This window comes from Allobosea sp. TBD101, assembly GCF_059817965.1.
Genome location: NZ_CM187543.1, coordinates 3,161,503 through 3,175,896, shown reverse-complemented (window position 1 = coordinate 3,175,896; position 14,394 = coordinate 3,161,503). Strand labels below are relative to the sequence as shown.

Genomic DNA, 14,394 nt, shown 5'->3' with positions numbered 1-14,394 from the left:
CCGCATGAGCGCCGTCGCCGACAGCGCCGAAATCCCGGCCGGCGAGATTCCGACCGGAACCAAGGCCTTCGCCGGTTTCGAATGGCAGCTCGCCGGGCGCTATCTTCGCACGCGCCGCCGCGAGGGGTTCGTCTCGGTCATCGCCGGCTTCTCCTTCCTCGGCATCATGCTCGGCGTCGCCACGCTGATCATCGTGATGTCGGTGATGAACGGCTTCCGCATCGAGCTGCTCAGCAAGATCGTCGGCGTGAACGGCCATATCTTCGCGACGCCGATCGACCGTCCGCTCGACGATTACGACAGCGTCGCGGCGCGGCTCGCCAAGATCTCCGGCATCAGCCACGCCATTCCGCTGGTCGAAGGGCAGGCGCTTGCCTCCTCGCAGACCGGCAATAACGGCGTGCTGGTGCGGGGCATTCGCGAGAAAGACATCAAGGCGATCCCCTTCATCGGCGGCAACATCAAGTCCGGTACGCTCGACGGCTTCGACGGCGGGACGCCTGGCGTCGCGATCGGCCGCCGCCTCGCCAATGCGCTGGGCATCCAGACCGGCGACATGATGACGCTCGTCTCGCCGCAGGGCGCCTCGACCCCCTTCGGCACCGCGCCGCGCATCAAGGCCTATCCGGTCAAGGCGATCTTCGAGATCGGCATGACCGAGTTCGACGGCACCTTCGTCTACATGCCGCTCGGCGAGGCTCAGGCCTATTTCAACCGCGACGGCGACGTGAACGTCATCGAGATCTTCGTCGACAATCCCGACAAGACCCAGGCCGTCCGCGACGCGATCGAGGCCGATGCGCCGCGCCCGCTCGTGCTCTCCGACTGGCGTCAGAGGAACCGCAGCTTCTTCAATGCCTTGGAAGTCGAGCGGAACGTGATGTTCATCATCCTGACGCTGATCGTGCTGGTCGCGGCTTTGAACATCGTTTCCGGCCTGATCATGCTGGTGAAGGACAAGACCGCCGACATCGCGATCATGCGGACCATGGGCTGCACGCGCGGCACGGTGCTGCGCATCTTCCTGATCACGGGCGCCGCGATCGGCGTGATCGGTACGCTCGCCGGGCTCGCTCTCGGCGTCGCCTTCGCCAAGAACATCAAGTCGATCATGGCAGCGCTGAACTGGATCACGGGCGCCAATCTCTGGGACCCGACCGTGCGCTTCCTCAGCGACATCCCCTCCGTCACGGATTGGCGCGAGGTGGTGAGCGTGGTGCTGATGGCGCTGACCCTGTCGCTGCTGGCAACGCTCTACCCGGCCTGGAAGGCTGCCCGGCTCGATCCGGTCGAAGCGCTGAGGATGGGCTGAGCACATGGCACAGGAGATGCCCGCGCTCTTCCTCTCCCAGGTCGAGCGCTATTACCCGCAGAGCGACGCGCCGCTCGAAGTGCTGCGCAAGGCCGATTTCGCGCTCTGGCCGGGCGAGGTCGTAGCCCTGGTTGCGCCCAGCGGCACCGGCAAGTCGACGCTGCTGCATGTCGCCGGCCTTCTGGAGAAGCCCGATGCCGGCGAGGTGTTCGTCGGCGGGCTCGCCACGACCAAGCTCGACGACAAGGGCCGCACGCGCCTGCGCCGCACCGAGATCGGCTTCGTCTACCAGTTCCACCATCTCCTGCCGGAATTCACGGCGCTGGAGAACGTGGTGCTGCCGCAGCGCATCCGCGGCCTCGCCCGCGGCCTTGCCGAGGAGCGGGCATCGGAGCTTCTGACCTTCCTCGGCCTCGGCGAGCGGCTCGACCATCTGCCGGGTGAATTGTCCGGCGGCGAGCAGCAGCGCGTCGCCATCGGCCGCGCCGTCGCCAATGGGCCGCGGCTGCTGCTGGCCGACGAGCCGACCGGCAATCTCGACCCGCAGACCGCGCAGCATGTCTTCGGCACGCTGATGGCGCTGGCGCGGGCCTCGGGGCTGGCGGCGCTGATCGCGACGCACAACCTCGACCTCGCCCGCCAGATGGACCGGCAGGTCACGATCCGCGACGGGCTCGTCGTCAAGCTGTAGCCTTCGGGCGCCCGCCGGATCGTTCCTTGCGAGCACCACCCTTGTCATTCCGGGGCTTCGCGCAGCGAAGAACCCGGAACCCACGACGGGGTGAGCCCTAGCAAATGCATGACTGGAAGCGCTCACCCCGCCGTGGGTTCCGGGTTCACGCCTGCGGCGCGCCCCGGAATGACAAGGGTCGTTCCGGCGGGAACGACGCCACGTCATGCTCGCCCTTGTGGCGAGCATCCACGTCTTGAACGCCGTCATCAGCGAAGGAAGACGTGGATGGTCGGGACAAGCCCGACCATGACGAGGGTGCAAGTTCGAGAGAGGCGACAATAACCGCCAACGCCTGCATCGGAACGGCGGTAGGATTTCGTTAACCTCCGCGCCGGGTTCGCGTTCCAGGCTTCCGTATCGACATTGACGAGAACAAAAAGAGAACTAAACTGAACCTATCACGAACACAGGAGGTTCTCATGACTGCAGCGCGTAAACTCGCCGCCGGCCTCGCCGAGATCGCCTCGCTCGGCGTCTTCCTCGGCATGATCTGGCTCTGGGCTGCAATCTTCTCCGGCCCGCATGTCTGAGTGCGGCAGGAGCCATCCACAGACCGGGCCGCAAGGCCTCGACGCCGGCCCCGCCCAGGACGCATAAGAAGGGCTGGGTACGGACGAGTCGCCAGCGCGGCGACAGGAGTGGGACATGGGTCAGGAAGCTGGCGAGGCGCGCGTTCTCCAGGAGATCGGCTTCGTCCACCTGCATGTCCATTCGAGCTATTCGCTGCTCGAAGGCGCGATGACCATCGCGACGCTGGCCAAGATGGCGGCGGCCGACGGACAGCCGGCCCTGGCGCTGACCGACACCGACAATCTCTTCGGCGGCCTCGAATTCTCCGAGAAGCTGGCGGGCTCAGGCCTGCAGCCGATCGTCGGCGTGCAGCTCTCCGTCGATTTCGCCGATGAGGGCGAGGGCGGCCGCAAGCCTGCGCAGTTGCAGCGCCTGCCGCATATCGTCCTGCTCGCCATGGACGAGGCCGGTTACGGCAATCTGATGAAGCTCGTCAGCGAGGCCGCGTTGGCGACCGGCGGCTCCGGCCAGCCGATCACCACGGTCGAGCGCCTTGCCGCCTACAATACCGGCCTGATCGCGCTGACCGGCGGGCAGGGCGGGCCGGTCGACGTTGCGCTCCGCCTCGGTCAGCTCCCGCAGGCGCAGTCGCGCCTCGCGACCCTCGCCGGCATCTATGGCGATCGGCTCTATGTCGAGATCCAGCGCCATGGCGGTGACGGCGAGGCGGCGCGGGAGGCCCATCTCCTGCGGCTCGCCTATGATGCCGATCTGCCGATCGTCGCGACCAACGAGCCCTTCTTCGCCAAGCCCGCCGATTTCGACGCGCATGACGCGCTGCTGGCGGTGGCGGAGGGGCGCCTCGTTTCCGACGGCACGCGCCGCCGCGTCACGCCCGAGCATTATTTCGCCTCGCGCGCCGAGATGAAGAAGCGCTTCGCCGACCTGCCTGAAGCGCTGGCGAACACGGTCGAGATCGCGATGCGCTGCCATTGGCGCGTCACCACCCGCAAGCCGATCCTGCCGCGCTTCGGCGAGGAGGGCCGCGACGAGGCGGAGGAGCTTCAGGAGCAGGCGCGCGCCGGCCTGGCCGCGCGGCTCGCCAAGCACGGCCCGGCCGAGGGCTTTACCGTCGAGGATTACGAGAAGCGGCTCGATTTCGAGCTCTCGATCATCACGCGGATGAAGTTCCCGGGCTACTTCCTGATCGTCTCGGACTTCATCAAATGGGCGAAGAACCATGACATCCCGGTCGGGCCGGGCCGCGGCTCGGGCGCGGGTTCGCTGGTCGCCTATGCGCTGACCATTACGGACGTCGACCCGCTGCGCTTCGGCCTGCTCTTCGAGCGCTTCCTCAATCCCGACCGCGTCTCGATGCCGGACTTCGACATCGACTTCTGCCAGAACCGGCGTGAAGAGGTGATCGAGTACGTCAAGCACCATTACGGGCAGGAGCGCGTCGCCCAGATCATCACCTTCGGTACGCTGCTCGCCCGCGGCGTGCTGCGCGACGTCGGCCGCGTGCTCGAAATGCCCTATGGCCAGGTCGACAAGCTGACGAAGCTCGTGCCGCAGAACCCGGCCAAGCCGATCTCGCTGAAGGATGCGATCGAGGGCGAGCCCAAGCTGCAGCAGGCCGCCGAAGAGGAACCGATCGTCGCGCGGTTGCTCGAAATTGGCCAGAAGCTGGAAGGGCTTCACCGCCATGCTTCGACCCACGCCGCAGGCGTGGTGATCGGCGACAGGCCGCTCGAACAGCTCGTCGCGCTCTCGGTCGACGCGCGCACCGGCATGCGCGTCACCCAGTTCAATATGAAATGGGTCGAGCAGGCCGGGCTGGTGAAGTTCGACTTCCTCGGCCTGAAGACGCTGACGACGCTGACGACCGCGGTGAAGCTCATCGCCCAGCGCGATATCCATATCGATCTGGCGCAACTGCCCTTCGACGATCCGACGACCTACGCCATGCTGGCGCGCGGCGAGACGGTCGGCGTGTTCCAGGTGGAATCGGTCGGCATGCGCAAGGCGCTGGTCGAGATGAAGGCCGACCGGATCGAGGACCTGATCGCGCTGGTGGCGCTCTACCGGCCGGGCCCGATGGACAACATCCCGACCTATTGCCGCCGCAAGCTCGGGCTGGAGGACCCGACCTATCTCCATCCCGGCATGGAGCCCTATCTGCGCGAGACCCACGGCATCATCGTCTACCAGGAACAGGTGATGCAGGTGGCGCAGGCGCTTTCCGGCTATTCGCTCGGCGAAGCCGACCTCTTGCGCCGCGCCATGGGCAAGAAGATCAAGGCGGAGATGGACGCCCAGCGCGACCGTTTCGTGAAGGGCGCGATCGAGGGCGGCATCAAGAAGGAGATCGCCTCCGAGATCTTCGACCTGCTCGCCAAGTTCGCCGATTATGGCTTCAACAAGAGCCACGCGGCGGCCTATGCCATCGTCGCCTTCCAGACCGCCTATCTGAAGGCGAATTACCCGGTCGAGTTCCTGGCCGCGTCGATGACGCTCGACATGGGCAATACCGACAAGCTCTCGGAATTCCGCCGCGATGCCGAGCGGCTCGGCATCAAGGTCGAGCGGCCGGCGATCAACCAGTCCGGCGTCGAGTTCGACGTGGCCGACGGCAAGATCTTCTACGCGCTCGGCGCCATCAAGGGCGTCGGCACGGCGGCGGTGGAATCGCTGGTGGCGGCACGGCAATCCGCCGGCCCGTTCCGCGACCTCGCCGATCTCGCCCGCCGCATCGACACCCGGCTGGTCAACCGCCGCACGCTGGAAGCGCTCATCGCGGCCGGCGCGCTCGACGAGCTGGAGGCCGATCGCGCGCGGGCGGTGGCGGCGCTCGACGGCATGCTGGCGCTGTCCAACCGCACCCGCGACGAGGCCGCAGCCGGCCAGTTCGATCTCTTGAGCGGCGGCGTGGTGCAGGAGGCCTTCCGCATTCCGCAGGTCGAGCCCTGGGCGCCGGCCGAGAAGCTCAAGCGCGAGCATGAGGCGGTCGGCTTTTTCCTCTCCGGCCATCCGCTCGACGATTACGAGCATGTGCTGAAGCGCCTGCGCGTGCAGCGCTATGCCGATTTCGCCCAGACCGTGCGTGTCAACGGCACCGGCGTCGGCAAGGTCGCGGTTTCCGTCATCGACAAGTCGGAGCGGCGCACCAAATCCGGCTCCAAGATGGGCATCGTCAACCTGTCCGATCCGAGCGGCCAGTTCGAGGCCGTGCTGTTCTCGGAAGGGCTGATGAAATTGCGTGACCTGCTGGAGCCGGGCAGGGCGCTGGTGCTGCGTCTCTCCGCCGTGCTCGATGGCGAAGAGGTGCGTCCGCGCATCGAGGATGCCGAGGAACTCGACGGCCTCGCCGCGCGCCAGAAGCAGGACCTCGTCGTCTATCTGCGCGACGAGAAGGCGGTGGCGTCCATCGCTGAGCGCATTCGACCCCGCGAGGCCGTGCGCGCCGAGGGCAAGGTCTCGATCGTGATGATCATCGACGACGGCGCCCAGGAGGTCGAGATCGAGTTGCCCGGCAAGTTCCCGGTCAATCAGCAGATCGCCAATGCCGTGCGGGCCGCGCCCGGCGTGGTCGATGTCAGGCTGCAATAGGAGCTAAGCCGATGGCCGACGACCGGACCGTCCTGCTCGTCGTCGACGTCCAGAACGATTTCTGTCCGGGCGGGAGCCTCGCCGTGACGGATGGCGACGCGGTCGTAGCCGCAGTCAACGCGCTCGGGCGCCGCTTCCGCCATGTCGTGCTGACGCAGGACTGGCACCCGGCGGGACACGCCTCCTTCGCCTCCAGCCACCCCGGCCGCGAGCCCTTCGAGACGATCGAGCTGGATTATGGCCCGCAGGTGCTCTGGCCGGATCATTGCGTGCAGGGGACGACCGGGGCCGCCTTCCATGCCGGGCTCGACCTGCCTCATGCCGAAGCGGTGATCCGCAAGGGTTTTCGCCGGGGCATCGACAGCTATTCCGGCTTCATCGAGGCCGATCGCCGGGCGCGGACGGGGCTGGAAGGCTATCTGCGCGAGCGTTGCATCGCCAAGGTCGTGGTCGCCGGCCTCGCCACCGATTTCTGCGTGAGCTGGACGGCGCAGGATGCCGCTCGCGCCGGCTTCGAGACCATCGTGGTCGAGGATGCCTGCCGCGCGATCGATCTCGATGGCTCGCTTGATCGCGCTTGGGCCGAGATGGCATCAGCCGGCATCAGGCGCGTAACCGCCGCAGCCTTGGTGCTCTGAGGCTGAGCCCGGCCTCAGGCTGCGGGCTTGAGCTGTGCCTGGACGCGGTCACGCCCGAGCCGCTTGGCGCGATAGAGCGCTTCGTCCGCCTCGACCAGGAGATCGTCGAGCTCGCGCCCGCCGAGCTCGGCCTCGGCCACGCCGATGCTGAGCGTCGGCTGCAATCCGATCTCGGCGAGATCGGCGACCTTGTCGCGGAAGGCCCCGCGAAGGCGCTCGGCCACCCGCACCGCCTCCCGCACGCCGACGCCGGGGAGGATGATCGTGAATTCGTCACCGCCCTGCCGGGCCAGGATGTCGGTGCTGCGCAACTGCTCCCGCACCGCATCCGCGAACAGGCGCAGGGTCCGGTCGCCGGCCACATGGCCGAGCGTATCGTTGAGCTTCTTGAAGTGGTCGATATCGACGAGCAGCAGCGCAGCCCGCCTTTCGCCGTGCGACTGCTGCGCCAGCCATTGCTCGAGGCCGGAGCGATTCATCGCTCCCGTCAGCGGATCGCGGCGGGCGAGCGTCGCGAGAATGCGGTTGCTGCGCTCGGCCGCGAGCAGCAGCAGGGCCTGGCCTCTCAGGATGACGAACGTCACGCCGATCGCGGCGAGCCAGCCCGTCGCTCCCGAATCGGCCGGGAACAGCGTCGTGCCGACCCGGTCCAGCGCTCCCAGCGCGATGCGGCCGGCATAGATCATCACCGTCGGCGAGAACAGCGCGACGAGCAGCCAGGCCGAGCGCAGCTTCTCCTGCCGGCCGAGCCGGACGGCTTCGCGGACGATGGCGGCATCGCAGAGCGCCATGACCGTCGCCACGACCATGACGCGTGTCGAATAGCCTTCCGCCCCGGGCGACAGCGCGAGCAGGGTCCAGATGCCGAGGAGCACCACCCCGAAGCCGAACCAGTTGAGTTCGCGGCCGGCGAAGTTGCGGATGCCGAAGAGCAGCAGCAGGCAGCCCGCCAGCATGGTGGTGTTGGCAAACTCGATCGAAACGATATCGGGTATCGCGCCGCGGAAAGCCGCGCCGAGCAGGCCGGTCCCGATGCACAGGCTGCTGGCGCCCCACCAGACCGGGCTGCGGGTGAAGCGGCCGGTCGCGAAGGTCATCAACTGCAGCGCGCCGATGATGAAGCAGGTCAGCGCGCCGGTGACGAAGATCGTTCTCAGGTCGAGCGTCACGCCGATTCCGGCTTCTCGCGGTCGATTCGACGAAGGAGCCGGCCCGCGGCTCGGTCGGCCTGCCTCGAACGCGAATCCTGCCCGCGAGGCCGGGCATGCCGCGGCGTTCCGGGTTGTCCGGCCCGGCTGCGCACGTCAGGCAGTCCGGGGTGGGGGGAAGTGCCTCTTGGCATGCTTGAGAACATGATAGCGTGAGGATATTCCCCATGAACTTTTATAAGTCGTTGATGGCCGTGTCCGCGGTCGCATTTTTGGGCTCGGTCGCCCCATCTTTCGCCTAGACGCAAGCCGACCAGCTCAAGGTCGTCTATCCGTGACGGGCTCCGGCGCCCTCGCGCCCAGCCCTCTCGCAAACAGGCCCATGCGGTATCCGCATGGGCCTTATCACGACGCGTTGCCGGCTTTCTCGGTCGAGCCGGCTTGCAATGAAGCGCCATCCCCTGTAAGGCGCAGCCCATCCCACATGGAGCGCATCGCCTCGATTTCCCGAGGCGTTCCGGTGACGTGGCAGCTCATGCCTTGTTCATTCGCGCTCCAGAGGCTCAACCGGAAGGACTAGAACACCATGGCTCTGCCTGATTTCTCCATGCGCCAGCTCCTCGAGGCCGGTGCCCATTTCGGCCACCAGGCCCACCGCTGGAACCCCAAGATGTCCCCGTACATCTTCGGCGTCCGCAACAACATCCACATCCTCGACCTGTCGCAGTCGGTGCCGATGCTGCACCGCGCCCTGCAGGCCGTGTCGGACACCGTCGCCCGTGGCGGCCGCGTCCTCTTCGTCGGCACCAAGCGCCAGGCGCAGGATGCCATCGCCGATGCCGCCAAGCGTTCGGCCCAGTATTATGTCAACTCCCGCTGGCTCGGCGGCATGCTGACCAACTGGAAGACCATTTCGGCTTCGATCCAGCGCCTGCGCAAGGTCGACGAGCTGCTCAACGGCGGCGGCTCGGGCCTGACCAAGAAGGAGCGCCTGATGCTGTCGCGTGAGCGCGACAAGCTCGAAAAGGCTCTGGGCGGCATCAAGGACATGGGCGGCACGCCGGACATGATCTTCGTGATCGACACCAACAAGGAAGCGCTCGCGATCAAGGAGGCCCAGCGCCTCGGCATCCCGGTCGCCGCGATCGTCGACTCGAACTCGGATCCTGACGGCATCACCTTCCCGGTCCCGGCCAATGACGACGCCGGCCGCGCGATCCAGTTCTATTGCGACCTGATCGCCCGCTCGGCGATCGACGGCATCGGCCGCGCCTCGGGCGACCAGGGCATCGATATCGGCGCCGCCGAGGCGCCGGTCGTCGAGGAGGCTCTCGAGACCGCTTCGGGCGCCTTCGAGACGCTGACCGCCCCGCGTGGCGCTCCGGACGATCTGACCAAGCTCTCGGGCATGGGCCCGGACGCGGTTCAGAAGCTGAACGACGGCGGCATCTACCACTTCTGGCAGATCGCTGCGATGACCCCGGCCGACGTGACCAAGATCGACCACGACCTGAAGCTCGGCGGCAAGATCGACCGCGAGGGCTGGGTCGCCCAGGCTCGCGATCTCGCCGACGCGTAATTCGGTTAGCGGTTGCGGCGCGTCATCGGCGCGTCGCAATCGGGCCTCTCGATTGACGCCGGCTTCTAGATGTTAAGAGGACGCGCCGACGGCCGGAAACGGAGCGTCGGCGTTTCCCCATGCAGGCGTCCGCAATATCCCGATCCGTGGCCGGCCCTCGGGCCCGCGCCGCACCGACAGCAAGGACAAGACAGATGGCAGCGATCACCGCCGCGATGGTGAAGGAACTCCGCGACAAGACCGGCGCGGGCATGATGGATTGTAAGACCGCCCTCTCGGCGACCGACGGCAACATGGAAGCCGCCGTCGACTGGCTGCGCGCCAAGGGCCTGTCGAAGGCCGCCAAGAAGGCCGGCCGCATCGCCGCCGAGGGCCTCGTCGCCGTCACCGTGCAGGGCACCGAAGGCGTCGTCGTCGAGGTCAACTCCGAGACCGACTTCGTCGCGCGCAACCCGGAATTCCAGGCGCTCGCCAAGACCATCGCCGATGTCGCGCTGGAGCGCGGCGGCGACGTCGAGGCGCTGCTCGGCCATCACTATCCGGGCGGCGGCACCGTCCAGGAGGCGATCTCCAACGCCATCGCCACCATCGGTGAGAACATGACGCTGCGCCGCGTCGCTGCGCTCAAGGTCTCCTCGGGCGTGGTCGGCTCCTATGTCCACGGCGCGATCACCGAGGGCCTCGGCAAGATCGGCGTCATCGTCGCCCTCGAGTCGACCGGCAAGTCGGACGAGCTCGCTACGCTCGGCCGCCAGCTCGCCATGCATGTCGCCGCGACCAACCCGGTCGCGCTCGATCTCGCTTCGGTCGCCCCGGAAGTCCTGGAGCGCGAGAAGGCGATCCTGGCCGAGAAGAATGCCGGCAAGCCCGCCCATGTGCTCGAGAAGATCACCGAGAGCGGCCTGAAGAGCTACGCCAAGGAATATTGCCTGCTCGAGCAGGCCTATATCCATGACGGCTCGAAGTCGGTCGCGCAGGTCCTCAAGGAGATCGAGGGCAAGGTCGGCGCTCCCGTGAAGCTCACCGGCTTCGCCCGTTTCGCGCTCGGCGAGGGCATCGAGAAGGAAGAGCAGGACTTCGCGGCCGAGGTCGCTGCCGCCGGCGGAGCCACGGGCTGATAAGCTCTGTATCAAGTCACAGAAAGGCCGCGCATCGCGCGGCCTTTTTTGTAGGAAGATAGGGCTGCGTCGAATCGCGGCCGGCCCCCAACACGACGGAGAGACATCGATGAGACCCCAACGCGTTCTCGTGAAGCTCTCCGGTGAAGCCCTTGCCGGTCCGGTCGGAAACGGCCTCGATGGGGTCACTCTGACGGCGCTCGCTGCCGATATCGCCCATGCCTCGCGTGAGGGCGTCGAGATCGGCATTGTCGTCGGCGGCGGCAATTTCTTCCGCGGCGTCCAGGGCCTGAACAAGGGCCTCGACCGCACCACCGCCGATTCGATCGGCATGCTCGGCACGGTCATGAACGCGCTCGCGCTGGAGCATGCGATCGAGGCGGCCGGCGCCCCGGCGCGCGCCATGTCGGCGGTGCCGATGCCCTCGCTCTGCGAGAGCTATGCCCGCAAGCGCGCGCTCGACCATCTCAGCAACGGCAAGGTCGTCATCCTCGGCGGCGGCACCGGCAACCCGTATTTCACCACCGACACCGGCGCGGCCCTGCGCGCGGCCGAGCTCGGCTGCAGCCACCTCCTCAAGGCGACGCAGGTCGACGGCGTCTACAGCGCCGACCCGAAGAAGGATCCGGCCGCGACCCGTTACGACACGCTGACCCATGAGGACGCGATCAAGCGCGACCTCAAGGTGATGGACACTGCGGCCTTCGCGCTCGCCCGCGATGCGAGCCTGACCATCGTCGTCTTTTCGATCGCCGAGCCCGGCATGCTGGCCGCCGTCCTGCGCGGCGAGGGCAGGGCGACCTACGTCACGCCCTGAGGCGCCGGCCTCAATAGGTCCGCCACAGGCCGGGCGTCGCCAGCTCCAGCAGATGCCCGTCCGGGTCGCGGAAGTAGAGACTCGTGCCGCCGCGCTCCCATTGCATGCGCCCCTCCACGGCGATGCCGCGTTCCTCCAGCCTGGCCTCCCAGGCCGGGAGTTCGTCGGCATCGATCGCAAAGGCGATGTGAAGCGGCCCGTTGCCGTCATGCGGCGGGATCGTTCCCTCGGCCGCGCTCTGGGTCTGGAGCGAGGCGCCGCGCTGGAACAGCAGCAGCACATTCGCGCCGCCGACATCGTAGGCGAAGAGCGTTTTCGTCTTGAGCAGCGGCGCAAGGCCGAGCTTGTCCTCGTAGAAGGCGCGGGCGCGGTCGAGATCGTCGACATAGAGCGCGGTCTCGACGATGCGGTTGAGGCGAGGCACGTGTTTTCTCCGTGGTTCCGCGCAGGCGGCGCTGGCCGGCAGGCGAGCCGCTCTCTAGGATGAGATGGGCATCTGGAGGCTGCGGACCAGCGGGTTGCGCTGCCAACCGGCCATGTTCTGCCCGCATCGACGCTTTTCCCTTGCTCATCGCGGGGGAAAATGCTGTTCGAACATGTAATTCTTGACCCTGCGCGGCCCCGCCGCCATGGTCTCGCCGATTTTGAATTACCTGCAAAGGTTCCGATTGAAATGGCCCAGACGACGTTCGACCTCGCCGACATCAAGCGCCGCATGGCCGGTGCGGTGCAGTCCTTCAAGGGCGATCTCGCCTCGCTGCGCTCCGGCCGCGCATCCGCCAACATGCTCGACCCGATCATGGTCGAGGCCTATGGCGCCCGCACCCCGCTCAGCCAGCTTGCCACGGTGAGCGTTCCCGAGCCGCGCCTGCTCAGCGTGCAGGTCTGGGACCGCTCGATGGTCAACGCCGTGGACAAGGCGGTCCGCGAATCCGATCTCGGCCTCAACCCGCAGACGGAAGGGCAGGTGCTGCGCATCCGCATCCCCGAGCTGAACGAGCAGCGCCGCAAGGAGATGGTCAAGGTCGCGCATAAATACGCCGAGGAGGCCAAGATCTCGGTGCGCCATGTCCGCCGCGACGGCATCGACGTGATCAAGAAGCTCGAGAAGGACGGCGACATGACCAAGGACGATGCCGCCCGCAATTCCGACCTCGTCCAGAAGGCGACCGACCAGCATATCGGCGAGATCGACCAGGCGCTGGCGGCGAAGGAAAAGGAAATCCTGCACGTCTGATCTCCTGCAAGTCTGATCTCCTGGACGTCTGATTTCCTGGACGTTTGATCTCCCGCGCGGGGACCTCCCGCGTTCCTTCGGCCGAAGCCGAGCGAGGCTCATCCGCATGTCATCCGGTCAGCGCGACGCAGGCGTGTCCAACCCGGCCCATGTCGCCATCATCATGGACGGCAACGGGCGCTGGGCGCAGATGCGCGGGCTGCCGCGGCAGGAGGGACACCGCCGCGGGCTCGACGCGCTGCGCCGCACCGTGCGCAATGCCAGCGATCTCGGCATCCAGGTCCTGACGCTCTACAGCTTCTCCACCGAGAACTGGCGCCGGCCCTATGCCGAGGTTTCCTTCCTGATGGGGCTGCTCAAGCACTTCGTCGAGAAGGACCTCGCCGAGCTCTCGGCCGCCAATGTCCGGGTCCGGATCATCGGCAGCCGCGACGATCTGGCGGCCGACCTGCGCCGTCTCGTCGAGCACGCGGAAACCAGCACCCGCGCCAATACCGGTCTCGTGCTGGTCATCGCCTTCAACTACGGCTCGCGCGATGAGATCATGCGCGCCACGCGGCGGCTGGCGGCCGATGCCGTGGCGGGGCGGATCGACCCGGCCGCGATCGACGAGGCCGCGATCGCCCGTCAGCTCGATACCCATGACCTTCCCGATCCCGAACTGGTCATCCGCACTTCGGGCGAGACTCGGATCTCGAATTTCCTGCTCTGGCAGGCGGCCTATGCCGAGTTCATCTTCGCGCCGGTGATGTGGCCCGATTTCGATCGCGCGGCCTTCGAGGATGCGTTGGCCCAGTACCGCCAGCGCGACCGCCGTTTCGGCGGCCTGTCCGCTCCCTCCGACCGCAGCGTGGGCGTCGCGTGAATGCGCCGAACCCCTCCGCGCCGCGAACGAACTCCGAGCTGAAGCTCAGGGTCGCCTCGGCGCTGGTCCTCGGAGCCCTGATCCTGCTGGTTACGCTCTGGGGCGGCTGGCCCTTCCGGCTGGTCTGGATTCTGGTCGCGGGGCTCGTGGCCTATGAGTGGCTGGCGATCATCGGCCGCGGCAATGCGATTCCCGCCGGCATCGCGGTGGTCGCCACCGGCCTGGCGCTGACCTTTTCCCCGGCAAGTCCCGCAGCGCTCGCGGGCACGGCTTCGGCCGCTGCCCTTCTCGGCGCACTCGCGACGCCTTTCGTGCGCTCGCGCCTGACGCTGGAGCTCTGCGGTGTCGCTTATGCGCTGGCCTTCGCACTGATCACGCCCGCATTGCGCGATCTTCCGGGTGTTGGCCTCGCCTTGATCCTGTGGAGCTTCGCTGTCGTCTGGCTCACCGACATCGCCGCCTATTTCACAGGCCGCAAGCTTGGCGGTCCCAAGCTGATGCCGGCGGTCAGCCCCAAGAAGACCTGGTCGGGCGCGATCGGGGGGGCCGTGGCGGGGATGGTCGGCGGCTATCTCGTCTGGCGCCTGGTGCCGGCGCTGCAGGGCATGACGGCGGCAGGGCCGGTGGTTGCGGCCTCCCTTGCCGGTTCGATCGTCAGCCAGGCGGGAGACCTGTTCGAATCCGCGCTCAAACGCCGCTTCGACACCAAGGATTCGAGCAAGCTCATTCCCGGCCATGGCGGTTTCCTCGACCGGCTCGACGGTTACTGGGCTGTGCTGGTATTGGCCGGCTTCGCGCTCTTCGCCCTGCATCTCGACGTTTGATCCC

The 14,394-nt window shown here is 67.2% G+C and carries 12 protein-coding genes; 10 read left to right on the top strand and 2 right to left on the bottom strand.

All coding sequences use genetic code 11. From position 1 onward, the window contains the following. Window positions 1-4: 4 nt before the first annotated feature. The 4 genes from AC6RIC_RS15535 (at window position 5) to pncA (ending at window position 6,802) form a co-directional block, all read left to right on the top strand. Window positions 5-1,312 (top strand): lipoprotein-releasing ABC transporter permease subunit, encoded by a 1,308-nt coding sequence (locus AC6RIC_RS15535; RefSeq protein WP_499733005.1) that lies wholly within the window; start codon window positions 5-7, stop codon window positions 1,310-1,312. 4 nt (window positions 1,313-1,316) lie between these two features. After that, window positions 1,317-2,003 (top strand): ABC transporter ATP-binding protein, encoded by a 687-nt coding sequence (locus AC6RIC_RS15530; protein WP_306226232.1) that lies wholly within the window; start codon window positions 1,317-1,319, stop codon window positions 2,001-2,003. A gap of 687 nt (window positions 2,004-2,690) precedes the next feature. Next, entirely contained in the window at window positions 2,691-6,164 is a 3,474-nt protein-coding gene (dnaE, locus tag AC6RIC_RS15525; protein ID WP_499733004.1) for a DNA polymerase III subunit alpha, read from the top strand. Between the two features lie 11 nt (window positions 6,165-6,175). Next, window positions 6,176-6,802, top strand: a complete 627-nt coding sequence (gene pncA, locus AC6RIC_RS15520) for a bifunctional nicotinamidase/pyrazinamidase (RefSeq protein ID WP_499733003.1) — start codon at window positions 6,176-6,178, stop codon at window positions 6,800-6,802. Between the two features lie 14 nt (window positions 6,803-6,816). On the opposite strand, the gene AC6RIC_RS15515 is transcribed toward pncA, so the two are convergent. Continuing rightward, window positions 6,817-7,971, bottom strand: a complete 1,155-nt coding sequence (locus tag AC6RIC_RS15515; protein ID WP_499733002.1) for a GGDEF domain-containing protein — start codon at window positions 7,969-7,971, stop codon at window positions 6,817-6,819. 565 nt (window positions 7,972-8,536) lie between these two features. Here AC6RIC_RS15515 and AC6RIC_RS15510 point away from each other — a divergent pair. The 3 genes from AC6RIC_RS15510 to pyrH all read left to right on the top strand — a co-directional run bounded on the left by AC6RIC_RS15510 (window position 8,537) and on the right by pyrH (window position 11,464). Beyond that, window positions 8,537-9,529, top strand: coding sequence for a 30S ribosomal protein S2 (locus AC6RIC_RS15510; RefSeq protein ID WP_454657099.1), 993 nt, complete (start codon window positions 8,537-8,539; stop codon window positions 9,527-9,529). A 194-nt stretch (window positions 9,530-9,723) separates the two neighbouring features. Next, the gene (gene tsf / locus AC6RIC_RS15505; protein WP_499733001.1) at window positions 9,724-10,647 is read left to right on the top strand and encodes a translation elongation factor Ts; all 924 of its coding nucleotides are present in this window, start codon (window positions 9,724-9,726) and stop codon (window positions 10,645-10,647) included. 109 nt (window positions 10,648-10,756) lie between these two features. After that, on the top strand, window positions 10,757-11,464 hold the full coding sequence (gene pyrH, locus AC6RIC_RS15500) for a UMP kinase (protein WP_257732981.1): 708 nt from the start codon (window positions 10,757-10,759) through the stop codon (window positions 11,462-11,464). Between the two features lie 10 nt (window positions 11,465-11,474). Here pyrH and AC6RIC_RS15495 read toward each other — a convergent pair whose 3' ends face one another. Beyond that, window positions 11,475-11,888, bottom strand: a complete 414-nt coding sequence (locus AC6RIC_RS15495) for a VOC family protein (protein WP_499733000.1) — start codon at window positions 11,886-11,888, stop codon at window positions 11,475-11,477. 249 nt (window positions 11,889-12,137) lie between these two features. Here AC6RIC_RS15495 and frr point away from each other — a divergent pair, with 249 nt between their 5' ends. From frr to AC6RIC_RS15480, 3 genes are all read left to right on the top strand, one after another. After that, window positions 12,138-12,701 (top strand): ribosome recycling factor, encoded by a 564-nt coding sequence (frr, locus tag AC6RIC_RS15490; protein ID WP_454657096.1) that lies wholly within the window; start codon window positions 12,138-12,140, stop codon window positions 12,699-12,701. A 106-nt stretch (window positions 12,702-12,807) separates the two neighbouring features. Continuing rightward, a complete protein-coding gene (locus tag AC6RIC_RS15485) occupies window positions 12,808-13,566 on the top strand; it encodes an isoprenyl transferase (RefSeq protein ID WP_454657095.1) in 759 nt (252 codons plus the stop codon). After that, the gene (locus AC6RIC_RS15480) at window positions 13,563-14,390 is read left to right on the top strand and encodes a phosphatidate cytidylyltransferase (protein ID WP_454657094.1); all 828 of its coding nucleotides are present in this window, start codon (window positions 13,563-13,565) and stop codon (window positions 14,388-14,390) included. Before AC6RIC_RS15485 ends, AC6RIC_RS15480 begins: the two co-directional genes overlap by 4 nt. Window positions 14,391-14,394 lie beyond the last annotated feature (4 nt).